Genomic DNA, 22881 nt, shown 5'->3' on the forward strand with positions numbered 1-22881 from the left:
GCGACTACGCTGGAGGATCGATCGATCCCCCCTGTCAGGAGAGAAATGGCCGTCAATCTCGTCAATGTCGAGGCTGTCAGCAAGGTGTACGGCACCCGTGCCCTGCTCGACGGCGTCTCACTCGGCGTGTCCGAGGGGGACCGGATCGGTGTCGTGGGGCGCAACGGCGACGGGAAGACCACCCTGATCCGGCTGCTCGCCAAGCTGGAGGAGGCGGACACCGGCCGCGTCACGCACAACGGCGGGCTGCGGCTCGGCGTGCTGACGCAGCACGACTCGCTGGACCCGGCCGCCACCGTCCGGCACGAGGTCATCGGGGACCTCGCCGACCACGAGTGGGCGGGCAGCGCCAAGATCAGGGACGTGCTGACCGGGCTGTTCGGCGGGCTCGACCTGCCGGGGTTCCCGCAGGGGCTCGACACCGTCATCGGCCCGCTCTCCGGCGGTGAGCGCCGGCGCATCGCCCTGGCCAAGCTGCTGATCGCCGAGCAGGACCTGATCGTGCTCGACGAGCCGACCAACCACCTCGACGTCGAGGGCATCTCGTGGCTGGCCCAGCATCTGCGCACGCGCCGCTCCGCGCTCGTCTGCGTGACGCACGACCGCTGGTTCCTGGACCAGGTGTGCACCCGCATGTGGGACGTGCAGCGCGGCTCCGTCTTCGAGTACGAGGGCGGGTACTCCGACTACGTGTTCGCGCGCGCGGAGCGTGAGCGCATCGCCGCCACCGAGGAGACCAAGCGGCAGAACCTGATGCGCAAGGAGCTGGCCTGGCTGCGGCGCGGCGCCCCGGCCCGCACCAGCAAGCCGAAGTTCCGCATCGAGGCCGCCAACGAGCTGATCGCCGACGTGCCGCCGCCGCGGGACACCAGCGAGCTGATGAAGTTCGCGACGACACGGCTCGGCAAGACCGTCTTCGACCTGGAGGACGTGTCCGTCCAGGCCGGCCCGAAGCTGCTGCTCAAGCACCTGACCTGGCAGCTCGGCCCCGGCGACCGGATCGGCCTGGTCGGTGTGAACGGCGCGGGCAAGACCTCGCTGCTTCGCGCCATGGCGGATGCCGCCCGCAGTGACGGCGACGTGCAGCCCGTGGCCGGCAAGGTCGTCGTCGGCAGGACGGTGAAGCTGGCCTATCTGTCGCAGGAGGTCGCCGAGCTGAAGCCGACGCTGCGGGTGCTCGAAGCCGTGCAGCAGGTGCGCGAGCGGGTCGACCTCGGCAAGGGCCGGGAGATGACCGCGGGCCAGCTCTGCGAGACGTTCGGGTTCAACAAGGAGAAGCAGTGGACGCCGGTCGGCGACCTCTCCGGCGGTGAGCGGCGCAGGCTGCAGCTGCTGCGGCTGCTGATGGACGAGCCCAACGTCCTCTTCCTCGACGAGCCCACCAACGACCTCGACATCGAGACCCTGACGCAGCTGGAGGACGTGCTCGACGGCTGGCCCGGCTCCATGGTCGTCATCTCCCACGACCGGTTCTTCGTCGAGCGGACGACGGACAAGGTGTTCGCGCTTCTGGGCGACGCCACCATGCGGATGCTGCCGCGCGGCATCGACGAGTACCTGGAGCGCAGGCAGCGGATGGCGCAGGCGGCCGCTCCGGCCGCGGCGCAGGCGGCGCCCGCGCAGGACGCCGCGGTGAAGACCGTGTCGGCCGCCGAGGCCCGCGCCGCCAAGAAGGAACTGCAGAAGATCGAGCGGCAGCTGGACAAGGTCTCCGACAAGGAGGCCAAGCTCCACACGCAAATCGCCGATAACGCCACGGACTTCGAGAAGGTGGCCAAACTGGACGCCGAACTCCGTGAACTGATCGGTGAGCGCGAGGAGTTGGAAATGCGCTGGCTGGAGCTTGCGGAGGACGCGTAGAGCTCCCGTGGAGCTCCCATAACGGAGGCGTCACGGGCCGGTTCTTCCTTGGGAACAGGGACAGGACCGGCCCCGTGTGATAGGGCGCCAGGGTGATAGAAAGGCTGCCCTCAGCACCATTTGGCGTGCCGAAAATCAGTGAAGGGGGAAGCGCTGATGTCTCAGCCGCCCAACCAGCCGCCGCCCGGCGGCTTCGGAGCTCCGCAGGATCCACCACAGCCCGGCTACGGCTACCCGCAGACGCCGGGTCCGTACAACCCGCCGACCCAGCCCGCCCAGCCGGGCCCCTACGGTCAGCCGCAGCAGCCCGGCCCCTACAACCAGCCGACCCAGCCGGGCCAGCCGGGGCCCTACGCCGCCCAGCCGCAGTACGGCTACCCGCAGCAGCCGCCCACCCAGCCGCAGTTCCCGGCGGGACCCGGTCCCGGCACGCCGCCCGGCGGCGGCAACAAGCGCAACAAGCTGGTGCTGGTCGTCGCCGCGGCCGTGGCCGCGCTGCTCGTCGCGGGCGGTGTCACCTACGCCGTCGTCGGCGGTGACGACAGCGGCGGCGGGAAGAAGTCCGAGGCCAAGAACAAGGACCCCGAGCCGCACGTCTCCACCCCGGTCAACCCGGGCAACGGAAGCGGCGACGGCCACGAGGGCAAGGAGGACCTCAACGCGGGCCGCCAGGCCGGCGAGGCGAAGGTCCTCTGGTACAAGGAGGCGCCGAAGGTCCCCGGCTCCGGCGGCGACGCCCCCGGCATGTGGATCGACGGCGACATCGTGGTGAAGGCCGCGTACAAGCAGCTCCTCGCGTACAACGTGAAGACCGGCAAGATCGCCTGGGACGCCATCACGTTCCCGGAGAAGATCTGCGCCGCGACCCAGTCGGCCACCGACGACAAGAAGATCGTGGTGGCGTACAAGGAGGGTTCGCAGTCCGGCGCCGAGTGCAACCAGCTCCAGGTCGTCGACCTGAAGACCGGTGACAAGGGCTGGGGCAAGCCGGTCAAGAACCAGGGCCTGTTCGACTCCTCGCTCTCCAGCCAGTTGGCGCTCGTCGGGGACGTGCTGATGGTCGGCCGCGAGCAGTCCGGCACGGCGCTGCGGATGAGCGACGGCAAGCAGCTCTACATCGCGAAGAAGAAGGACGAGGGCACCTGCTTCCCCAACGGGTTCGCGGGCGGCGAGAAGCTCCTCATGGCGCTGTCCTGCGGGGCGAGCACCCCCACCGAGCACGACGAGCTGCAGCAGCTCGACCCGAAGACCGGCAGGGCCCTGTGGACCAAGAAGTTCCCCAAGGGCTGGCGCATCGAGAAGCTCTACTCGGTCAGCCCGACGGTCGTGTACCTCAAGAACGAGGACAAGGACCGGTCGAACATCACGGTCCTGAAGGCGAACAGCGACGCGACGCGCTCGCAGGTCGTCTCCAAGGACAAGTTCGCCCCGGAGTGCGGTTACTCGTTCCTCGACGGTGAGCTGAACGGCTGCCTGGGCGCGACGGCCGACGACACCTACCTCTACCTGCCGACCGAGGCGAAGAGCGGCGCGAACGACATCGTCGCGATCAGCCTGGCCACCGGCAAGGAGGCCTGGCGCGTCAAGTCGCCGCTGGACGAGGCGATGGTCCCGATGAAGACCGAGGACGGCGCGCTGATCGCGTACGTCAAGCCGTCGTACGACGCCGGCGGCCGCGTCGTCTCCTTCAAGATCTCCGGCTCGCACAAGCCCGAGACCCTTCTGCAGCACCCGCAGGGCACGTCGAAGATCGAGAGCGGCTTCTACTCGAAGGACATCGACTACGTGGACGGGCGCTTCTACATCTCCACCACCAACATCATGAGCACGTCCGGCCAGGCGAAGCTGATGCTCGCCTACGGCAAGTGATCCGCTCCGCCCCCGCTCGCGTCAGCACCCTCTCGCCCGCTCCCGTCCCCAAGGAACAGACACCGTCATGACCCAGCCGCCCCAGCCACCGAACCAGCCGCCGAACCAGCCCCCGCAGGGCGGCTTCGGCGCCCCGCAGGACCCGCCGCCCGGCGGCTTCGGCAAGGCCCCGGACCCCGGTTACGGCTACCCGCAGGCGCCCCAGCCGCCGCAGACCCCGCCGCCCGCGGCCCCGCCCGCCGCCCCTCCGGCACCCCCGGCACCCCCGGCACCTCCGGCACAGCCGACCGGTCAGCCGACCGGGCAGCCCAACTACGGCTACCCGCAGGCGCCCCCGGCCCCCCAGCCGCCGGCGCCCCCGCAGAGCTACGCCTATCCGACCCAGCCCGCCCAGCCGCAGGTCCAGCAGGGCTACCCGCAGTACCAGCAGGGCTATCCGCAGGGTTACCAGCAGCCCCCCACCATGCCGACCCCGCCGCAGCCCGGCGACGGCGGCTCCGGCGGCGGCAAGAAGATCAGCGGCCAGATGGCGATCATCATCGCGGCGGTCGCCGCGATCGCGCTGATCGTCGGCGGCGGCGTCTTCTACGCCTCGACGAAGGACGACGACCCCAAGAAGGACACCGCGCAGGGCGAGAAGGGCAAGGGCGGCAAGGACGAGAAGGGCGGGGGCGGGCTGCCCGGCCAGGGCTCGGCCAAGGAGAAGGCCCCGGCCAGCCCCTCGGCCAAGGTGGTCATGCAGCTGCCCCAGCCGAAGATCCCCAAGGACCAGATCTGGAACGCCACCGGATCGGTGCTGACCGATGACGTCTACGCCAAGGCGGGCATCAACGAGCTGAACGGCTACGACCCGGACACCGGCAAGAAGAAGTGGACCATCCCGCTCTCCGGCATGGCCTGCGCGATGTCGCACGAGGTCACCGACGACGGCATCGCCGCGGTCGTCACCGAAGAGGCCAAGCGGAACAAGAAGGGCGACTACGAGCAGTGCAGCAACGTCTCCGCGGTCGACCTGAAGTCCGGTAGGAAGCTCTGGACCGAGTCCGCCGAGACCAACGGCATGAAGGCGACGTTCAAGGAAGTCACCATCTCGGGCACCACCATCGCCGCGGGCGCCGGCACCTCCAGCGGCGGCGCCGCGTGGGACGTCAAGGGCAAGAGCCTGTGGAAGCCCAAGGTCGGCAAGTGCGAGGACGTCGGCTACGCCGGCGGCGACCAGCTCGTCGCGGTCCGCAAGTGCGGCACGTACGGCGACGAGACGCTGAAGGTCCAGCTGCTCGACCCGAAGACCGGCAGCGAGAAGTGGACGTACCCGATCGCGCCCGGCGTCGACAACGCCAAGATCATCTCGACCAATCCGGTCGTCTTCGGCCAGGACACCACCGAGATCACCGCGTCCGGCGCGACCGACGTCTTCTCCCTCGACGAGCACGGCAAGCTGCGCACGAAGATCTCGCTGGAGGACGGCAAGTACGACCACGACTGCGGCGTCAACATGGTCAACGACTGCCGGGCGATCGCCGTCGGCAACGACCGGCTCTACGTCCCGACGCGCCAGCACGACGGCACCGGTGAGAGCTACAACCGCACCAACGAGATCGTCTCCTTCTCGCTGGCCACCGGCAAGCCGACCAGCGACCGCGTGATCGCGGGCGACAACGGCGAGATCTTCCCGGTCCGCATGGACGGCGGCAACGTCATCGCGTACAAGACGCACAGCTACCAGAAGGGCGCCCAGATCGTCTCGCTCGACGGCAGGACGATGAAGGAGACCAAGCTCCTGGAGACCCCGGGCACCCAGACGGTCACCGACGCGATCAGCGGCATGGTCCCGAAGTCCAACGAACTCCTCTACGGCAACGGCCACTTGTTCCTCGGCAAGAAGCTGCTCAGCAAGCCCTTCTCGAAGGACGAGAAGGAGTACGTGGCGCTCGGCTTCGTCGCGAAGTAGCGGGGCGGCAGCGGGTTCACGCACGGCGGCGGCCGTCCCCTCCACACCAGGAGGGGGCGGCCGCCGCCGTCCGCGTACCACCCGGTCCTTCCCGGCGCCCCCCAAGGGCAGTGATTTCGGCATTACGGGCCGCTTCTGGCCGGTAGGGGGCGCGTAACGTCGAACAAGCGTGTAGCTTCCGGGGGACGGAGGGCCGGGGGGCCCGCGGTCCACGGGGAGCGGGAGAGCGGGGCGACCGGTGGATCTGGGGATCAGTCGGGGAAGTGGGGGGTTGCTGTGGGTGTGCGGCTCATGGTGGTCGACGATCATCGACTGCTCGCCGAGGCCCTCGCCTCGGCACTGAAACTGCGCGGGCACCGGGTGCTCGCCGCCGCCGCGCCCGCCGCGGGCGCGGCGGAACTGGTCATCAGCAGGGCCCCGGAGGTCTGCCTCCTCGGCACGGCGACGCCCGCCGAACCGGGCATGTTCGACCCCGTGGTGAAGATCAAGCGGGACCGTCCGCAGGTGGCGGTGGTGGTGCTCGGGCCGGTGCCGAACCCGCGCGGGATCGCTGCGGCCTTCGCCTCCGGCGCCTCCGGGTACGTGCGCCACGACGAGCGCATCGAGGGTGTGGAGCGCGCCATCATGAAGGCCCGCGCCGGCGAGGCGGCCGTCGCGCCCCAGCTGCTTCAGGGCGCGTTCAGCGAGCTGCTCAATCCGGCCGCGCAGCCCGACGACGAGGGGCAGCGGCTGCTCCAGATGCTCACGCCCCGCGAGGTCGAGGTGCTGGTCAGGGTCGCGGACGGCGAGGACACCCGGCTGATCGCGGCCGGCATGGGGATAGCCCCGAGCACGGCCCGCACCCACGTCCAGCGGGTCCTGATGAAGCTCGGCGTCGGCTCGCGCCTGGAGGCCGCCGCGCTCGCCGCGCGCACGGGTCTGCTGGAGCGCGCCGAGCGCCCGGTGTCGTCGTACGCGAACAACGGCAACGGCCCCGAAGGCCTGGAGACGGCGCCGGGGCCCGAGCCACCGCGGTGACACCGGACCCCGGCGGGGCGGACGAGCGGCGCTCAGCCGTCCTCCGGCTCCGGGGTGGGCACCACCATCGGGCGCAGCCACAGCCACACCAGGAAGAAGAGCCCGAGGGCGAGCATGGCGAGCCCCGTCCACAGGTTGATGTTGATGTTCTCGGCCTTCTTCAGGTCCGCGTCGGACGCGGTGATCCCGGCGATCGTCACGATGATCCCGTAGACGACGAACAGGCCGCCGATGATCCGCCTGATGTCGAAGAGCCGGGCCGCCGTGGCGGACTCGGCCTCCAGGTCGGAGACGTGCTTGTGCAGATCAGACATGGTCTTCGGTCCTCCGATCGGGGCTAGAACGAGTACGGCACGTAGCAGGCCGCGGCGAGTACGACGGCGCCCCAGCCGAGCAGCGCCGGCTTGCGGTACCACGCGTCGTCGCCCGCCTCGACGCCGTCCGCCGCCAGGTCGGGCGAGACCGTCCCGTAGACCAGACCGGCCAGTTCGGCCTCCGGCTTGGGCGCGGTGAACAGGGTGACGGCCACCATCACGACGGCGCCGGCGGCGAAGCCGACCATCGCCGAGACGAAGTTGGCGCCCTGGTCGGACGGGATGTCGATGATGCCCTGCTTGTAGATCCAGAAGTAGTTGACCATCGCGGCGGTGGTGCCCGCGAGCAGGCCCCAGACACCGGACTTCATGGACGCGCGCTTCCAGAACATGCCGATGATGAAGACGACGAACATCGGGACGTTGAAGAAGGAGAACAGCGTCTGCAGGTAGCTCATGATGTTCGAGAACGACGAGGCGATGAAGGCCGTGCCGATCGAGGCGAGCACACCGAGCGCGGTGATGAGCCGGCCGAACTTCAGGTAGTAGCCGTCCTCACGGTCCTTGACCACGTACTTCGCCCAGATGTCGTACGTGAACACGGTGTTGAAGGAGGAGACGTTCGCCGCCATGCCCGCCATGAACGCGGCGAGCAGTCCGGTGACCGCGATGCCGAGCACGCCGTTGGGCAGCAACTCCTGCATCAGGTACGGGATCGCGTCGTTGTACGTCAGGTCGGATCCGGGCGTGCCGATCTTCGGGACGAGGACGGCGGCGACCAGGCCCGGGATCATCACCGCGAAGACGATGAAGATCTTCGGGAAGGCGGCGATCAGCGGGGTGCGCTGGGCGGCGCTCAGGTTCTTGGCGGAGAGCGCGCGCTGCACCTCGGCGAAGTTCGTCGTCCAGTAGCCGAAGGAGAGCACGAAGCCGAGGCCGAGGATGATCGTCAGCCAGTTGGCGCCGAGCGGGTTGGCGTCACCGATGCCGGTGCCGCCCCAGGCGGTCATGAAGTTGTCGCCGTGCTGCTTCTCGATCGAGCCGGACAGCCCGTTCCAGCCGCCGACCTTCTTCAGGCCGATGACGCAGATGGGTATGAGCGCGGCGAGGATCACGAAGAACTGGAGCACCTCGTTGTAGATCGCCGAGGAGAGGCCGCCGATGGTGATGTACGCGAGGACGAACAGGCCGGCGACGACGATCGCCACCCACTGCGGCCAGCCGAGCAGCGCCTCGACGACGATCGACAGGGCGTAGAGGTTCACGCCCGCGATGAGGATCGCCGCGAAGGCGAAGAGCGCCGAGCTCAGCAGGTGCGCCGACTTGTCGAAGCGCTGGAGCAGGAACTCGGGGACGGATCGGACCTTGCTGCGGTAGTAGAACGGCATCATGACCAGGCCGAGGAAGACCATGGCCGGGATGGCGCCGATCCAGTACCAGTGGACGACCGCGACGCCGTACTGCGCGCCGGTCGCGGCCATGCCGAGGATCTCGGTGGCGCCCAGGTTCGCGGCGACGAAGGCGAGACCGGTGACCCAGGCGGGCAGGGAGCGGCCCGAGAGGAAGAAGTCGAGGCTGGTCTTCACGGAGCGCCGGGCGGCGAAGCCGATGCCGAGGACCACGGCGAAGTAGATCGCCAGGATCGCGTAGTCGAGGCCGTTGGTGGGCAGCCGAAGCCCCTCGGCCAGGGTTTGTGTCGGGGACAGCATGTGAACTCGCTTCGTTGCGCGAACGGATCAGACCGGAACCTACGCCCCTTGCTTCAATAACTGAACAGTTCTGTTGGTGTTCTTTGTTTGATTGTGATCGAGCCGACGGGCCGAACCGCTGCCCCGCCTCAGGGGTGGCGGGCATTGACGGAGCTGTTGGCTTGTGATTTGTTATGTTCGGTTCTGTTGGGTGGGTGGTGAGGAGCCCCTGACGTGAAGAAGACCTCGACCCGTCTCGCCGACGGTCGTGAGCTCATCTACTACGACGTGCGCGACGACACCGTGCGCGACGCCGTCGACCGGCGCCCGCTCGGGCCCGTCTCGACCACATCGGAGGTGCGCCGGGACCCCCTGCTCGGCGACAGCGTGGCCATCGCCTCGCACCGCCAGGGCCGCACCTACCACCCGCCGGCCGACGAGTGCCCCCTGTGCCCCTCCGCCGGGGAGCGGCTCAGCGAGATCCCCGACTCCGGCTACGACGTCGTGGTCTTCGAGAACCGCTTCCCCTCGCTCGCCGGCGACGCGGGCCGCTGCGAGGTCGTCTGCTTCACCCCCGACCACACCGCCTCCTTCGCCGACCTCACCCCCGAGCAGGCCGGACTCGTCCTGGAGGCCTGGACCGACCGCACCGCCGAGCTCTCCCACCTGCCCTTTGTGGCCCAGGTGTTCTGCTTCGAGAACCGCGGCGCCGAGATCGGCGTGACCCTCGGCCACCCGCACGGCCAGATCTACGCCTACCCCTTCGTCACCCCGCGCACGGAGCTGATGCTCCGCTCCCTCGCCGCCTTCAAGGAGTCCACCGGCGGCAACCTTTTCGACGACATCGTCGCGAAGGAGGGCGCCGGCGAGCGGGTCGTCCTGGCGGGCGAGCACTGGGTGGCCTTCGTGCCGTACGCGGCGCACTGGCCCTACGAGGTGCACCTCTACCCCAGGCGCCGGGTCCCCGACCTGCTCGCCCTCGACGAAGCCGCCCGCGCGGAGTTCCCGCGGATCTATCTGGAACTCCTCCGGCGCTTCGACCGGATCTTCGACACCTCGGGCACCACCCCCACGCCCTACATCGCGGCCTGGCACCAGGCGCCGTTCACCGCGCTCGACGGACACGACGGGATCAACCGGGACGACTTCGGCCTGCACCTCGAACTTTTCACGATTCGCCGCACTTCGGGCAAGCTGAAGTTCCTCGCGGGTTCCGAATCCGGCATGAGTGTGTTCATCAACGACGTGCCGCCGGAAGCCGCGGCCCAGCGACTGCGAGAGGTAGCGAGTTCATGAGCGGTAAGTACCTGGTCACCGGTGGTGCGGGCTACGTCGGAAGCGTGGTGGCGCAGCACCTGATCGAGGCCGGCCACGAGGTGAGCGTCCTCGACAACCTCTCCACGGGCTTCCGCGAAGGCGTCCCCGCCGGCGCCGCTTTCATCGAGGGCGACATCCGCGACGCCGCCAAGTGGCTGGACTCCTCCTACGACGCGGTGCTGCACTTCGCCGCGTTCTCGCAGGTCGGCGAGTCCGTCGTGAAGCCCGAGAAGTACTGGGACAACAACGTCGGCGGCACCATGGCGCTGCTCGCCGCGATGCGCGACGCCGATGTGCGCCGGCTCGTCTTCTCCTCCACCGCCGCCACCTACGGCGAGCCCGTGAGCACCCCCATCACGGAGACCGACCCGACCGCGCCGACCTCCCCCTACGGCGCCTCCAAGCTCGCCGTCGACCACATGATCAGTGGCGAGGCCGCCGCGCACGGCCTGGCCGCCGTCTCGCTGCGCTACTTCAACGTCGCGGGCGCCTACGGCGACTGCGGCGAGCGCCACGACCCCGAGTCGCACCTCATCCCGCTCGTCCTCCAGGTCGCCCAGGGCCGCCGCGAGGCGATCAACGTCTTCGGCGACGACTACCCGACGCCGGACGGCACCTGCGTGCGCGACTACATCCACGTCGCCGACCTCGCCGAGGCGCACCTCCTCGCCGTCGACGCCGCCACCCCCGGCGAGCACCTCATCTGCAACCTCGGCAACGGCAACGGCTTCTCCGTGCGCGAGGTCATCGAGACCGTCCGCCAGGTCACCGGCCACCCCGTGCCCGAGGTGGTGGCCCCGCGCCGCGGCGGCGACCCGGCGGTCCTGGTCGCCTCGGCCGCCGCCGCACGCGAGAAGCTCGGCTGGAACCCGACCCGCGCGGACCTCGCGGGCATCGTCGCCGACGCCTGGGCATTCGCCCGGCGTTGAGAGAAGAACGAGGGGTTGAGGGGTAACCGATGGACGTAGCGCGGAAGTTCGCCGAGCTGTACGGGTACGCGGCGCAAGGGGTGTGGTCGGCCCCGGGCCGGGTCAACCTCATCGGCGAGTACACGGACTTCAACGAGGGGTTCGTGATGCCGCTGGCGCTGCCGCACACCGCGGTGGCGGCGGCGGCCCGCCGCACCGACGGCGTCCTGCGGCTGCACTCCGCGGACATCGATGCCCCAGTCGCCGAACTCCGCGTCGACGCCCTCGAACCCCTGTCGACGTACGGACAGGGCGGCTGGGCCGGCTACCCGGCCGGTGTGGTGTGGGCGCTGCGGGACGCGGGCCACGACGTGTCCGGCGGCGCCGACCTCCACCTCTCCTCGACCGTGCCGACCGGGGCGGGCCTGTCCTCCTCGGCCGCCCTGGAGGTCGTCACGGCCCTCGCCATGAACGACCTGTACGGGCTCGGCCTCGACCGGCCGCGCCTCGCCGTCCTCGCCCAGCGCGCCGAGAACGCCTTCGTCGGCGTGCCGTGCGGCGTGATGGACCAGATGGCCTCCGCGTGCGCCACCGAGGGCCACGCCCTGCACCTGGACTGCCGCGACCTGGCGATACGGCAGGTCCCCTTCGACCTCGACGCCCACGGCCTGCGGCTGCTCGTCGTCGACACCCGGGTCAAGCACGAGCTGGGCGACGGGGCGTACGCGGAGCGCCGGGCCGGCTGCGAGGAGGGCGCCCGCATCCTGGGCGTGACCCATCTGCGCGACGTGGCGTACGACGAACTCCCGGCGGCGCTGGAGCGGCTGACGGACGAGAGGATCCGGCGGTACGTGCGGCACATCGTGTCCGACGACCACCGCGTCGAGCGGGTCATCGGCCTCCTGGACGCCGGCGACATCCGCGCGAGCGGCCCCGTCCTCACCGAGGGCCACGCCTCGCTCCGCGACGACCTGCGCATCTCCTGCCCGGAGCTGGACCTGGTGGTGAGCTCCGCCAACGCGGCGGGCGCGCTCGGCGCCCGGATGACCGGCGGCGGCTTCGGCGGCTCGGCGATCGTCCTGGTGGAGTCGGCCGACGCGGACACGGTCACGAAGTCCGTCCTCGCGGCCTTCGACGCGGCGGGCTTCACGGCGCCGCGGGTCTTCCCGGCGGCCGCGTCGGCGGGGGCGCGCCGGGAGGCGTGAACGTGCGGTGACCGGACCCGGCGGAAAAAGATTCCGCCGACCGGTCACATCGGTGCGGCGCGGTCCGTCATGGCAGTGAACAGCCGAGAACGGCACCGGCCGGGGCGGCACCGCCCCGGCAGCCGCGCGACAGAGGAGCGTCCCAGATGTCCACCACCCACACCGTCGTCACCCTGATCGCCGCCGCGATGGTGGGCTTCTCCGCCGTCTCCGTCTTCCTGCGCGCCCAGTGGGTCGTGCAGCCGATGGCCGACTACGGCGTCCCCATGACGTGGCTGCCCTGGCTCGGCGCCGCCAAGACCGCGGGCGTCGCCGGCCTGCTCGCCGGCCTGTTCGTGCCGGTGGTCGGGACCGCGGCGGCGATCGCCCTGGTGCTGTACTTCGCCGGGGCGGTCGTCACCGTGGTGCGGGCGCGCTGGTACGCGCACATCCCGTTCCCGCTGCTGTACGCGGCGCCGGTCGCCGGCGCCCTGGTCGTGGGACTCGCGGCCTGAGCCCGCGGGCTCAGCCCAGCCGCTTGGTGAGCGTGAACTCCTTGACGCCCTCGGGGTAGTCGGGGATCACGCTCACCAACTCGTACCCCTGGTTGCGGTAGAAGCCCGGCGCCTGGAAGTCCCACGTCTCCACCCGGGAGCTGCGGCAGCCGCGCTCCTCGACGGCCACGCGCTCCGCCTCCGCGAGCAGCCGCGAGCCGAGCCCCGCCCCGCGGTGGCGGTCGTCGACCCAGAGAAGGTCCACGTGCAGCCAGCGCGCCCAGGTGTACGCGGCGAGCCCCGCCGCGAGCCCGCCCGTCTCGTCCAACGCCCAGACGGCCAGCGGAAGTTCCTGGTCCTCGCGGGTGCCGCGGAGCGCGCGGAGCTCCGCCGAGGCCGCCGCGTTCGTCTCGCTCAGCCGCGAGCGCAGCAGACCCAGCCGCTCTTTGTCGACTCCCGTCTCCATCCGAAACATATGGCTCACCATAAACGCGTCGGCCAATCAGTTCTGCAAATCACCTTCCGCTGTGAGCGTGCGGCCCTACTCTGAAGGGCAGTGCCGGTGGGGGCCGGCACTGATCAGGGGGCGAGACAGTCGGGTACAGCGCCCGGCGTGGGGGCAGCGGTCACGTCCGGCGGCGGCCGGGCCACCGCGTCGACCCCCGCACCGGGCGCCGTACCCGCACCAGCCGTTCTCCGAGGATGGGGTATCCCCAGCTCCCTGCCGGGAGCGCGGGGAAGGGGGTTTCTGTGGTTCGCATTCGAGTCCTGGTCGTCGACGACCACCGCATCTTCGCCGAGTCGCTGGCCGCCGCGCTGGCGGCCGAGCCCGACGTCGACGTGTCGGCGGCCGGCAGCGGCCCCGCCGCACTGCGCTGCCTGGAGCGCTCGATCGCCGAGGGGCGCAGGTACGACGTGCTGCTCGTCGACGCCGACCTCGGCAGCGCCGCCAGCGCCCTGGCCGCCCGGCCCGCCGTCTCCGTCCAGGAGGGCAACGCCGACGGGCTCGTCGACGGCATCTCGCTGGTGGCGGGGGTCCGCACGGGCCAGCCCGCCGTGCGCACCGTGGTGCTCGCCGAGAAGGACGACCCGCGCCGCGCGGCGCTCGCCCTGCAGGCCGGGGCGTCCGGCTGGGTCGCCAAGGACTGCTCGCTCTCCCGGCTCCTGACGGTCATACGGGGCGTGCTGCGCGACGAGACGCATCTGCCGCCCGCCCTGCTCACCGGCGTGCTGCGCGAGCTGACGGCGGCCCGCAAGCACCGCACCGAGTCCGAGCGGCTGGTGGAGTCGCTGACCCCGCGCGAGCGCGAGGTGCTGCGCTGCATGGTGGCCGGGCTCGGCCGCAAGGCCGTCGCCGAGCGCCTCTTCCTCTCCCCGCACACGGTGCGTACGCACATGCAGAACGTGCTGGGGAAGCTGGGCGTGCACTCCACGCTCGCCGCGGTGGCACTGGCCCGGCGGGCGGGCGTCGGACCGGCCGACCTAGCCGGGGATGTTGTCGAACGGGGCGGTCAGTTGGCGTAGCAGCCCCGCCAGTTCGCCGCGCTGGGCGCGGGAGAGCTCGGCGAGGATCGCCCGCTCCTGCTCCAGGAGTCCGGCCAGCGCCTGGTCCGCGCGGTCCCGGCCCTCCGCGGTGAGCCGCACCAGGACGCCGCGCCGGTCGCTGGGGTCCGGCAGCCGCTCGACCAGGCCCTTCTTCGCCAGGCGGTCGATGCGGTTCGTCATCGTGCCGGACGTCACGAGCGTCTGGGTCAGGAGCTGGCCGGGGGAGAGCTGGTAGGGCGCGCCCGCGCGCCGCAGCGACGTCAGGACGTCGAACTCCCAGGGCTCCAGGTTGTGCTCGGAGAAGGCGAGCCTGCGGGCCCGGTCCAGATGCCGCGCGAGCCTGCTCACGCGGCTGAGCACCTCGAGTGGTTCCACGTCGAGGTCCGGGCGCTCCCGGCGCCACGCTGCGACCAGCCGATCGACCTCGTCCTCCATGACGATCAGTGTAGGGGGTCTGTCGACATGAAGTCTCTTGACGTCAAGATACTTCGGGGTGAAGATGGCGGCCGGAGCGCGTACGGCACGTCACCCCGACGTCGTCCCGCGTTCCCCGCGCCGTCGCCGAGGAGGCCCACCATGCCCGCATCCGCAGCCGCCGCCACCTGGGATCCCCACCAGTACCTGCGCCACGCCGACCACCGCTCCCGGCCCTTCGTGGACCTGCTCGCCCGCGTCCCCGACCTCCCCGCCGCCGGCCGCCCGCCCCGCGTCGCCGACCTCGGCTGCGGCCCCGGCAACGTCACCCGGCTCCTCGCCGAGCGCTGGCCCACCGCCCACATCACCGGCCTCGACAACTCCCCGGAGATGCTGGCCAGGGCCGAGGCGGTGGCGGGCCCCACAGCCGGCGGCGGCCTCCTCGACTTCGCCCCGGCGGACGCCACGGCGTGGACGCCCGCCCCGCGGACCTACGACCTGATCCTGTCCAACGCGACACTGCAGTGGGTGCCGGGCCACCCCGCCTCCTTCGCCGCCTGGATCGACGCCCTGACGCCCGGCGGCACGTTCGCCTTCCAGGTGCCGGGCAACTTCGACGCCCCCAGCCACGTCCTGATGCGCGAACTGAGCGGCTCCGAGCGGTGGCGTGGGCGGCTCGGCGGACGCCTGCGGCACGCGGACGCGGTGCTGACGCCGGGGGAGTACCTGGAGCACCTCGCCGGCCTCGGCTGCGAGGTCGACGCGTGGGAGACCACGTACCAGCACCTGCTGACCGGCGAGGACCCGGTCCTGGACTGGGTGAAGGGCACGGGCCTGCGCCCGGTCCTGACGGCTCTGGCGGACGACCCGGAGGCGACGGAGGCGTTCCTGACGGAGTACGGCCGGCTCCTCCGCGAGGCGTACCCGCCGTCCTCCCACGGCACGGTGTTCCCCTTCCGCCGGGTGTTCGCGGTGGCCCGCAAGGAGGGCGGCGCCTGATGCTCGCGTCCATCGACCACGTCCAGCTCGCCGCCCCGCCCGGCAGCGAGCCGCAGCTGCGGGCCCACTACATCGACGTGCTCGGCATGACGGAGACCCCGAAACCATCCGCCCTCGCGGCGCGCGGCGGCTGCTGGTTCGAGGCGGGCGACGTCCGCCTGCACCTCGGCGTCGAGACCGACTTCCGCCCCGCACGCAAGGCCCACCCCGGGCTGCGGGTCCGCGACATCGCCGCGTACGCGGACCGGCTGACCGCACGGGGCGCCGAGGTCACCTGGGACGACCACCTGCCGGGCCACCGCCGCTTCTACTCCCACGACCCGGCAGGCAACCGCCTGGAATTCCTCGAACCGTTGGCCTGACCTCGCACGTTTGGGTGATCGCCGGGGGCTTTTCGGGTGACGGGGCACCCGGCGCCGTACCGTCACCGTGTCGCTTGTGCCGCAGTGGCGCCCGCGCCCACACTGATGGAGGAGGTGCTGCACGATGACCGCTCTCGCACATGAGGTGACCCCCGTGGTGAACAACCCGGTACCCGACTTGGACGAGGTCCTGTGGCAGGCGTGGAAGGCCATGGATCTCCCCGAGGGCTACCGCGCCGAGATCATCGAGGGAGCCATCGAGGTGTCGCCCACCGGTCGCCGTCGTCACATGGTGTTGATCAACCGCCTTCGCCGAGCCCTGGATGCTCACCTGAGGGGCGCTGACCACGCCGTGTGGCACGACGGAAACATCTTTCACGGCCACAAGTGCTGGATTCCGGACCTGTTCATCGGCCCGCTCGATCCCGACGAGATCCCCGACGAAGAAGACCTCGGCGTCGACGCCGCCGGGGTCGCCCTGGTCGTCGAGGTCGTCTCACCCGGCTCCCGCAACATCGAGCGCGACCGCGTCCGCAAGCGTCGCGAGTACGCCCGCGCCGGCATCCCCGTCTACGTGATCATCGACGACTTCGACGAGGACGGCGCCGTCCTCGTCCTGACCGCGCCCAACCCGAAGAAGGAGAGCTACGAGGACGAGCACCGCGTCCCGTACGGCACCGACGCCGTCGTCCCGGGCGGCCCCGCCAAGGGGTTCGTCATCGGCGAGGCCATCACGCACAGCTGAACGGCGTCAGCTCTTCCGGTGCCCTATCAACCGCGGCTTCGGCTCCAGGCCGTCCAGGCCGTGCCAGGCCAGGTTGACCAGGTGGGCCGCCACCTCCGCCTTCTTCGGCTTGCGGACGTCCAGCCACCACTGGCCCGTCAGCGCCACCATGCCGACCAGCGCCTGCGCGTACAGCGGCGCCAGCTTCTGGTCGAAGCCGCGGCCCTTGAACTCCTGCCCCAGGATGTCCTCGACCTGCGTCGCGATGTCGGAGATCAGAGAGGCGAAGGTGCCCGTGGACTGGGCCACCGGGGAGTCGCGCACCAGAATGCGGAAACCGTCCGTGTACGTCTCGATGTAGTCCAGCAGGGCGAACGCGGCCTGCTCCAGGAGCTCACGCGGATGGCCCGCCGTCAGCGCCCCCGTCACCATGTCGAGCAGCGCCCGCATCTCACGGTCCACCACCACCGCGTACAGCCCCTCCTTGCCGCCGAAGTGCTCGTACACCACCGGCTTGGAGACCCCGGCCTTCGCCGCGATCTCCTCCACCGACGTGCCCTCGAACCCCTTGGCGGCGAACAGCGTACGGCCGATGTCCAGCAGCTGTTCCCGGCGCTCGGCACCCGTCATCCGGGTCCGGCGGGCACGCCGGGGCTGCTTCTCTTTGCCGGCAGGGCTTGAATTGCTGGAGTCGGTCGCCACGTCGTCAATCATGCCGCGTCGGGCGAGCGCGCCCCGCGCCGGGAGGCGGCCTCGCCCGCCGGCCTGCGCCGTGCGTCCAGCCGCGACTGCGAGGGCCACCGCACGTCCGTCGCCCAGCCCAGCTGCTCGCACCAGCGGATGATCCGCGCGGACGAGTCGATCTGGCCCTTCATCACACCGTGCCGCGCCGACGTCGGGTCGGCGTGGTGCAGGTTGTGCCAGGACTCCCCGCAGGAGAGCACCGCCAGCCACCACACGTTCCCCGACCGGTCCCGGGACTTGAAGGGCCGCTTGCCCACCGCGTGGCAGATCGAGTTGATCGACCACGTCACGTGGTGCAGCAGCGCCACCCGCACCAGCGAGCCCCAGAAGAACGCCGTGAACGCCCCCCACCACGACATCGTCACCAGACCGCCCACCAGCGGCGGAATGCCCAGCGACACGATCGTCCAGAGCAGGAACTGCCGCGAGACGAGCCGGATCGCCGGATCCTTGATCAGATCGGGCGCGTACTTCTCCTGCGAGGTCTGCTCCTCGTCGAACATCCAGCCGATGTGCGCCCACCACAGGCCCTTCATCAGGGCCGGCACCGTCTCACCGAAACGCCACGGCGAGTGCGGATCGCCCTCCGCGTCGGAGAACTTGTGGTGCTTGCGGTGATCGGCCACCCACCGCACCAGCGGGCCCTCCACCGCCATCGACCCCGCCACCGCCAACGCGATCCGCAACGGCCGCTTCGCCTTGAAGGAGCCGTGCGTGAAGTAACGGTGGAAGCCGATGGTGATGCCGTGGCACCCCAGGTAGTACATGAACACGAGCAGGCCCAGATCCAGCCAGCTCACCCCCCAGCCCCAGGCCAGCGGCACCGCCGCGACCAGAGCGAGAAAGGGCACGGTGATGAACAGGAGCAGCGCCAGCTGCTCGACGGAGCGCTTCTGCTCGCCGCCCAGCGTCGCGGAAGCCGCCTGTCCCGCGGAGCCTTCAGCCGCCCCTGGAGCGGCGTCGATCACATCGGCGTCGGAGTACGCATCGGAGGTTGTCGTCATGGGCACGTCCCCTGTGGGGTCGAGGGTTGAGGTGGGATCCGTGCGTGGGCACGGCTCCTGCCACGGCTGCGATACCGCGTTTCCTACGGTTCCGTAACCTACGGCGACGTAAGTATGGCAGGGCGGAGCCCCGCGGCAAGAGGCCGCGAGCTCCGTGCCCGAGGTGACACCTATCCTTGGAGACGGTCGGACAGCGCGGTCCGCTCTGTATCTCCCCCCGGTATCCCCACCGGGGACCTCTCCCAGTCTTGAAGCGCTTCAACACTGCAAGGAGCCGCACCTGTGAGCAGTGCCGACGACCAGGGCCAGCAGGCCACCAGCAACGCCAGCGCCGAGCTGCGCGCCGACATCCGCCGCCTCGGCGACCTGCTCGGCGAGACCCTCGTACGCCAAGAGGGTCCCGAACTCCTCGAACTGGTCGAAAAGGTCCGCCGCCTGACGCGCGAGGACGGCGAGGCCGCCGCCAAGCTCCTCGGCGGCACGGAACTGGAGACCGCCGCCAAGCTGGTCCGCGCCTTCTCCACCTACTTCCACCTCGCCAACGTCACCGAACAGGTGCACCGCGGCCGCGAGCTCCGCACCCGGCGCGCCGCCGAAGGCGGACTCCTCTCCCGCACCGCGGACCGCCTCAAGGACGCCGACCCCGACCACCTGCGCCAGACCGTGCAGCACCTCAACGTGCGCCCCGTCTTCACCGCACACCCCACCGAAGCGGCCCGCCGCTCCGTGCTCAACAAGCTCCGCCGCGTCGCCGAGCTCCTGGAAACCCCCGTCATCGAGTCCGACCGGCGCCGCCACGACACCCGACTGGCCGAGAACATCGACCTCGTCTGGCAGACCGACGAACTCCGCGTGGTCCGCCCCGAACCCGCCGACGAGGCCCGCAACGCCATCTACTACCTCGACGAACTGCACGCCGGCGCCGTCGGCGACGTCCTGGAGGACCTCACCGCCGAACTGGAACGCGTCGGCGTCGCACTCCCCGAAGGCACCCGCCCCCTCAGCTTCGGCACCTGGATCGGCGGCGACCGCGACGGCAACCCCAACGTGACCCCCGAGGTCACCTGGGACGTCCTGATCCTCCAGCACGAGCACGGCATCAACGACGCACTCGACATGATCGACGAGCTGCGCGGCTTCCTCTCCAACTCCATCCGCTACACCGGAGCCACCGAGGAACTGCGCGCCTCCCTCCAGTGCGACCTCGAACGCCTCCCCGAGATCAGCCCCCGCTACAAGCGCCTCAACGCCGAGGAGCCCTACCGCCTCAAGGCCACCTGCATCCGGCAGAAGCTGGAGAACACCAAGCAGCGCCTGGCCAAGGGCACCGCACACGTCGAAGGCCGCGACTACCTCGGCACCGCCGAGCTGCTCCACGACCTCACCCTCATCCAGACCTCGCTGCGCGAGCACAAGGGCGCCCTCTTCGCCGACGGCCGGATGAACCGCACCATCCGCACCCTCGCCGCCTTCGGCCTCCAGCTCGCCACCATGGACGTACGCGAACACGCCGACGCCCACCACCACGCGCTCGGCCAGCTCTTCGACCGCCTCGGCGAAGAATCCTGGCGCTACGCCGACATGCCCCGCGAGTACCGCCAGAAGCTCCTCGCCAAGGAGCTCAGGTCCCGCCGCCCCCTCGCCCCCTCCCCGGCGCCCCTCGACGCCGCGGGCGAGAAGACCCTCGGTGTCTTCCACACCGTCAAGAAGGCCCTCGAAGTCTTCGGCCCCGAAGTCATCGAGTCCTACATCATCTCGATGTGCCAGGGCGCCGACGACGTCTTCGCCGCCGCCGTCCTCGCCCGCGAAGCCGGCCTCATCGATCTGCACGCCGGCTGGGCCAAGATCGGCATCGTCCCCCTCCTGGAGACCACCGACGAGCTCCGCGCCGCCGACGTCATCCTCGACGAGATGCTCGCCGACCCCTCCTACCGCCGCCTCGTCGCCCTGCGCGGCGACGTCCAGGAGGTCATGCTCGGCTACTCCGACTCCTCCAAGTTCGGCGGCATCACCACCAGCCAGTGGGAGATCCACCGCGCCCAGCGCCGGCTGCGCGACGTCGCCCACCGCTACGGCGTCCGCCTGCGCCTCTTCCACGGCCGCGGCGGCACCGTCGGCCGCGGCGGCGGCCCCTCCCACGACGCGATCCTCGCCCAGCCCTGGGGCACCCTCGAAGGCGAGATCAAGGTCACCGAACAGGGCGAGGTCATCTCCGACAAGTACCTCGTGCCGTCACTGGCCCGCGAGAACCTCGAACTGACCGTCGCGGCCACCCTCCAGGCCTCCGCCCTGCACACCGCCCCGCGCCAGTCCGACGAGGCCCTCGCCCGCTGGGACGCCGCCATGGACGTCGTCTCCGACGCCGCCCACTCCGCGTACCGCAGGCTCGTCGAGGACCCCGACCTGCCCACGTACTTCCTCGCCTCCACCCCCGTCGACCAGCTCGCCGACCTCCACCTGGGCTCCCGGCCCTCCCGCCGCCCCGGCTCCGGCGTCTCCCTCGACGGACTCCGCGCCATCCCCTGGGTCTTCGGCTGGACCCAGTCCCGGCAGATCGTCCCCGGCTGGTTCGGCGTCGGCTCCGGCCTCAAGGCCCTGCGCGAAGCCGGCCTCGACACCGTCCTGGACGAGATGCACGAACACTGGCACTTCTTCCGGAACTTCCTCTCCAACGTCGAGATGACCCTCGCCAAGACGGACCTGCGCATCGCCCGGCACTACGTCGAGACCCTCGTGCCCGACGAGCTCCGGCACGTCTTCGCCACCATCGAGGAAGAGCACGAACTGACCGTCCGCGAAGTCCTGCGCATCACCGGCGGCCAACAGCTCCTCGACTCCCACCCGGCACTCCAGCAGACCTTCGCCATCCGCGACGCCTACCTGGACCCCATCTCCTACCTCCAGGTCGCCCTCCTCAAGCGCCAGCGGGACGCGGCGGCGGCCGAGGAGGAGCCCGACCCGCTGCTCGGCCGAGCACTCCTGCTCACGGTCAACGGCGTGGCCGCGGGCCTTCGCAACACGGGCTGACCAGTCCTCGGCTCATGCGACAGGGCCCCGCATCGCTTCGGCGACGCGGGGCCCTGCCGCATGGTGCCCGCAGGTCCGTCGTGGCTTGTCGCGCAGTTCCCCGCGCCCCTGACCGGCGCGCCCCGCGACGCAATCCGACCGCACTCAGGAGTTGTACGTGCTCTGCGCCCGCTCCAAGCCCTCGATGATCAGGGCCTCCACCGCGTCCGACGCGCGGTCCACGAAGTAGTCCAGTTCTTTGCGCTCCGCCGACGAGAAGTCCTTCAGGACGAAGTCCGCCACCTGCATCCGCCCCGGCGGACGCCCGATCCCGAACCGCACCCGGTGGTAGTCCGCACCCATCGCCTTCGTCATCGACTTCAGCCCGTTGTGGCCGTTGTCGCCACCGCCCAGCTTCAGCCGCAGCGCGCCGTAGTCGATGTCCAGCTCGTCATGGACCGCCACCACGTGCTCCGTCGGCACCTTGTAGAAGTCACGCAGCGCCGTCACCGGACCGCCCGAGACGTTCATGTACGACATGGGCTTGACCAGGATCACCCGGCGGCCCGCCGGACCGGGCGCACCGATCCGCCCCTCGACCACCTGCGCCTGCGCCTTCCCCGCCCGCTTGAACTTGCCGCCCATCCGCCGGGCCAGCAGATCCGCCACCATGAACCCCACGTTGTGCCGGTTCATCGCGTACTCGGGACCCGGATTGCCCAGCCCCGCGATCAGCCAGGGAGCGCTGGCATCCGTCGTCACGTCCATGTCTCCTTCATACGCGCGCGTCCCGTCCATACGCGGCAGCCGCCGCCCCCCGACGGGGAGCGGCGGCTGCCGACCGTTCAGATCCGTTCAGATCCGTTCAGATCCGACGCGAGGCTCAGGCCTCGGCGGCCTCGTCACCCTCGGCGGCACCCTCGGCCGGGGCCTCCTCGGCCTGCGCGGCCAGGACCTGGATGACGACCGCGTCCTCGTCGATGGCCAGCGTGGAGCCGGACGGCAGCGGGATGTCCTTGGCGAGGATCGACGCACCGGCGTCCAGACCCGCCACGGAGACCGTGACCTCGGTCGGGATGTGGGTGGCCTCGGCCTCGACCGGCAGCGTGTTCAGCACGTGCTCCAGCAGGTTGCTGCCCGGGGCCAGCTCGCCCTCGGTGTGCACGGGGATCTCGACCGTGACCTTCTCGCCGCTGCGGACCAGCAGCAGGTCGACGTGCTTCAGGATGCCCTGACGGAGCGCGTCACGCTGCACGGCCTTCGGGATGGCCAGCTGGGTCTTGCCGTCCACGTCCAGGGAGATCAGGACGTTCGGCGTACGCAGCGCCATCAGCAGGTCGTGACCCGGCAGCGCCAGGTGGACCGGCTCGGCGCCGTGACCGTAGAGAACGCCGGGAACCTTGTCCTCGCGACGGATGCGGCGGGCGGCGCCCTTGCCGAACTCGGTGCGGGTCTCAGCCTTGAGCTTGACCTCAGCCATG

Annotated in this window: 21 protein-coding genes; 13 read left to right on the forward strand and 8 right to left on the reverse strand. The window is 70.6% G+C overall.

What is annotated here, in order from left to right; translation table 11 throughout:
- Positions 1-45: 45 nt before the first annotated feature.
- From ACZ6B8_RS32355 to ACZ6B8_RS32370, 4 genes are all read left to right on the forward strand, one after another.
- A complete protein-coding gene (locus ACZ6B8_RS32355) occupies positions 46-1860 on the forward strand; it encodes an ABC-F family ATP-binding cassette domain-containing protein (protein ID WP_471085644.1) in 1815 nt (604 codons plus the stop codon).
- A gap of 156 nt (positions 1861-2016) precedes the next feature.
- The gene (locus tag ACZ6B8_RS32360) at positions 2017-3729 is read left to right on the forward strand and encodes an outer membrane protein assembly factor BamB family protein (protein ID WP_471609512.1); all 1713 of its coding nucleotides are present in this window, start codon (positions 2017-2019) and stop codon (positions 3727-3729) included.
- Between the two features lie 67 nt (positions 3730-3796).
- Positions 3797-5680, forward strand: coding sequence for an outer membrane protein assembly factor BamB family protein (locus ACZ6B8_RS32365; RefSeq protein WP_471609513.1), 1884 nt, complete (start codon positions 3797-3799; stop codon positions 5678-5680).
- A gap of 291 nt (positions 5681-5971) precedes the next feature.
- Entirely contained in the window at positions 5972-6697 is a 726-nt protein-coding gene (locus tag ACZ6B8_RS32370) for a helix-turn-helix transcriptional regulator (protein WP_471085653.1), read from the forward strand.
- 32 nt (positions 6698-6729) lie between these two features.
- Here the strand turns inward: ACZ6B8_RS32370 and ACZ6B8_RS32375 are convergent, their stop codons facing one another.
- Both ACZ6B8_RS32375 and ACZ6B8_RS32380 read right to left on the reverse strand, forming a co-directional pair.
- Positions 6730-7011, reverse strand: coding sequence for a hypothetical protein (locus tag ACZ6B8_RS32375; protein ID WP_471085656.1), 282 nt, complete (start codon positions 7009-7011; stop codon positions 6730-6732).
- Positions 7012-7034: 23 nt separating this feature from the next.
- The gene (locus ACZ6B8_RS32380) at positions 7035-8720 is read right to left on the reverse strand and encodes a sodium:solute symporter family protein (RefSeq protein ID WP_471609514.1); all 1686 of its coding nucleotides are present in this window, start codon (positions 8718-8720) and stop codon (positions 7035-7037) included.
- Positions 8721-8933: 213 nt separating this feature from the next.
- Between ACZ6B8_RS32380 and galT the strand changes: the two genes are divergently transcribed.
- From galT to ACZ6B8_RS32400, 4 genes are all read left to right on the forward strand, one after another.
- The gene (galT, locus tag ACZ6B8_RS32385; protein ID WP_471609515.1) at positions 8934-9995 is read left to right on the forward strand and encodes a galactose-1-phosphate uridylyltransferase; all 1062 of its coding nucleotides are present in this window, start codon (positions 8934-8936) and stop codon (positions 9993-9995) included.
- Positions 9992-10945: a UDP-glucose 4-epimerase GalE gene (gene galE / locus ACZ6B8_RS32390; protein WP_471085665.1), complete on the forward strand. Its 954-nt coding sequence runs from the start codon at positions 9992-9994 to the stop codon at positions 10943-10945. The genes galT and galE overlap by 4 nt, the downstream gene beginning before the upstream one ends.
- A 29-nt stretch (positions 10946-10974) precedes the next feature.
- Entirely contained in the window at positions 10975-12129 is a 1155-nt protein-coding gene (galK, locus tag ACZ6B8_RS32395) for a galactokinase (protein WP_471609516.1), read from the forward strand.
- Positions 12130-12275: 146 nt separating this feature from the next.
- Complete coding sequence (locus ACZ6B8_RS32400; protein ID WP_471609517.1) at positions 12276-12623, forward strand: DoxX family protein; 348 nt, start codon at positions 12276-12278, stop codon at positions 12621-12623.
- Between the two features lie 10 nt (positions 12624-12633).
- Here ACZ6B8_RS32400 and ACZ6B8_RS32405 read toward each other — a convergent pair whose 3' ends face one another.
- Entirely contained in the window at positions 12634-13089 is a 456-nt protein-coding gene (locus tag ACZ6B8_RS32405) for a GNAT family N-acetyltransferase (protein WP_471086040.1), read from the reverse strand.
- Positions 13090-13352: 263 nt separating this feature from the next.
- Here ACZ6B8_RS32405 and ACZ6B8_RS32410 point away from each other — a divergent pair, with 263 nt between their 5' ends.
- Positions 13353-14126 carry a LuxR C-terminal-related transcriptional regulator gene (locus ACZ6B8_RS32410; RefSeq protein ID WP_471085674.1) on the forward strand — a complete coding sequence of 258 codons (774 nt, stop codon included), beginning with the start codon at positions 13353-13355 and terminating at the stop codon, positions 14124-14126.
- On the opposite strand, the gene tamR is transcribed toward ACZ6B8_RS32410, so the two are convergent.
- A complete protein-coding gene (gene tamR / locus ACZ6B8_RS32415) occupies positions 14085-14582 on the reverse strand; it encodes a MarR family transcriptional regulator TamR (RefSeq protein ID WP_362376856.1) in 498 nt (165 codons plus the stop codon). The two genes, ACZ6B8_RS32410 and tamR, sit on opposite strands and share 42 nt — an antisense overlap.
- Before the next feature lie 141 nt (positions 14583-14723).
- Here tamR and ACZ6B8_RS32420 point away from each other — a divergent pair, with 141 nt between their 5' ends.
- From ACZ6B8_RS32420 to ACZ6B8_RS32430, 3 genes are all read left to right on the forward strand, one after another.
- On the forward strand, positions 14724-15560 hold the full coding sequence (locus ACZ6B8_RS32420) for a trans-aconitate 2-methyltransferase (RefSeq protein WP_471609518.1): 837 nt from the start codon (positions 14724-14726) through the stop codon (positions 15558-15560).
- A complete protein-coding gene (locus tag ACZ6B8_RS32425) occupies positions 15560-15922 on the forward strand; it encodes a VOC family protein (protein WP_471609519.1) in 363 nt (120 codons plus the stop codon). Before ACZ6B8_RS32420 ends, ACZ6B8_RS32425 begins: the two co-directional genes overlap by 1 nt.
- Before the next feature lie 124 nt (positions 15923-16046).
- A complete protein-coding gene (locus tag ACZ6B8_RS32430; RefSeq protein WP_471609520.1) occupies positions 16047-16667 on the forward strand; it encodes a Uma2 family endonuclease in 621 nt (206 codons plus the stop codon).
- A 6-nt stretch (positions 16668-16673) separates the two neighbouring features.
- Here ACZ6B8_RS32430 and ACZ6B8_RS32435 read toward each other — a convergent pair whose 3' ends face one another.
- Together ACZ6B8_RS32435 and ACZ6B8_RS32440 are read right to left on the reverse strand one after the other, a co-directional pair.
- On the reverse strand, positions 16674-17360 hold the full coding sequence (locus ACZ6B8_RS32435; RefSeq protein WP_471085687.1) for a TetR/AcrR family transcriptional regulator: 687 nt from the start codon (positions 17358-17360) through the stop codon (positions 16674-16676).
- Complete coding sequence (locus ACZ6B8_RS32440) at positions 17357-18394, reverse strand: acyl-CoA desaturase (protein WP_471609521.1); 1038 nt, start codon at positions 18392-18394, stop codon at positions 17357-17359. Before ACZ6B8_RS32440 ends, ACZ6B8_RS32435 begins: the two co-directional genes overlap by 4 nt.
- A 282-nt stretch (positions 18395-18676) precedes the next feature.
- Here ACZ6B8_RS32440 and ppc point away from each other — a divergent pair, with 282 nt between their 5' ends.
- Positions 18677-21421, forward strand: a complete 2745-nt coding sequence (ppc, locus tag ACZ6B8_RS32445; RefSeq protein WP_471085692.1) for a phosphoenolpyruvate carboxylase — start codon at positions 18677-18679, stop codon at positions 21419-21421.
- Positions 21422-21565: 144 nt separating this feature from the next.
- Here ppc and pth read toward each other — a convergent pair whose 3' ends face one another.
- Both pth and ACZ6B8_RS32455 read right to left on the reverse strand, forming a co-directional pair.
- Positions 21566-22168 carry an aminoacyl-tRNA hydrolase gene (gene pth, locus ACZ6B8_RS32450; protein ID WP_471085695.1) on the reverse strand — a complete coding sequence of 201 codons (603 nt, stop codon included), beginning with the start codon at positions 22166-22168 and terminating at the stop codon, positions 21566-21568.
- Positions 22169-22283: 115 nt separating this feature from the next.
- Positions 22284-22880 carry a 50S ribosomal protein L25/general stress protein Ctc gene (locus ACZ6B8_RS32455; RefSeq protein WP_471085698.1) on the reverse strand — a complete coding sequence of 199 codons (597 nt, stop codon included), beginning with the start codon at positions 22878-22880 and terminating at the stop codon, positions 22284-22286.
- Position 22881 lies beyond the last annotated feature (1 nt).

The sequence above is a fragment of the Streptomyces sp. NPDC041122 genome (assembly GCF_055592445.1).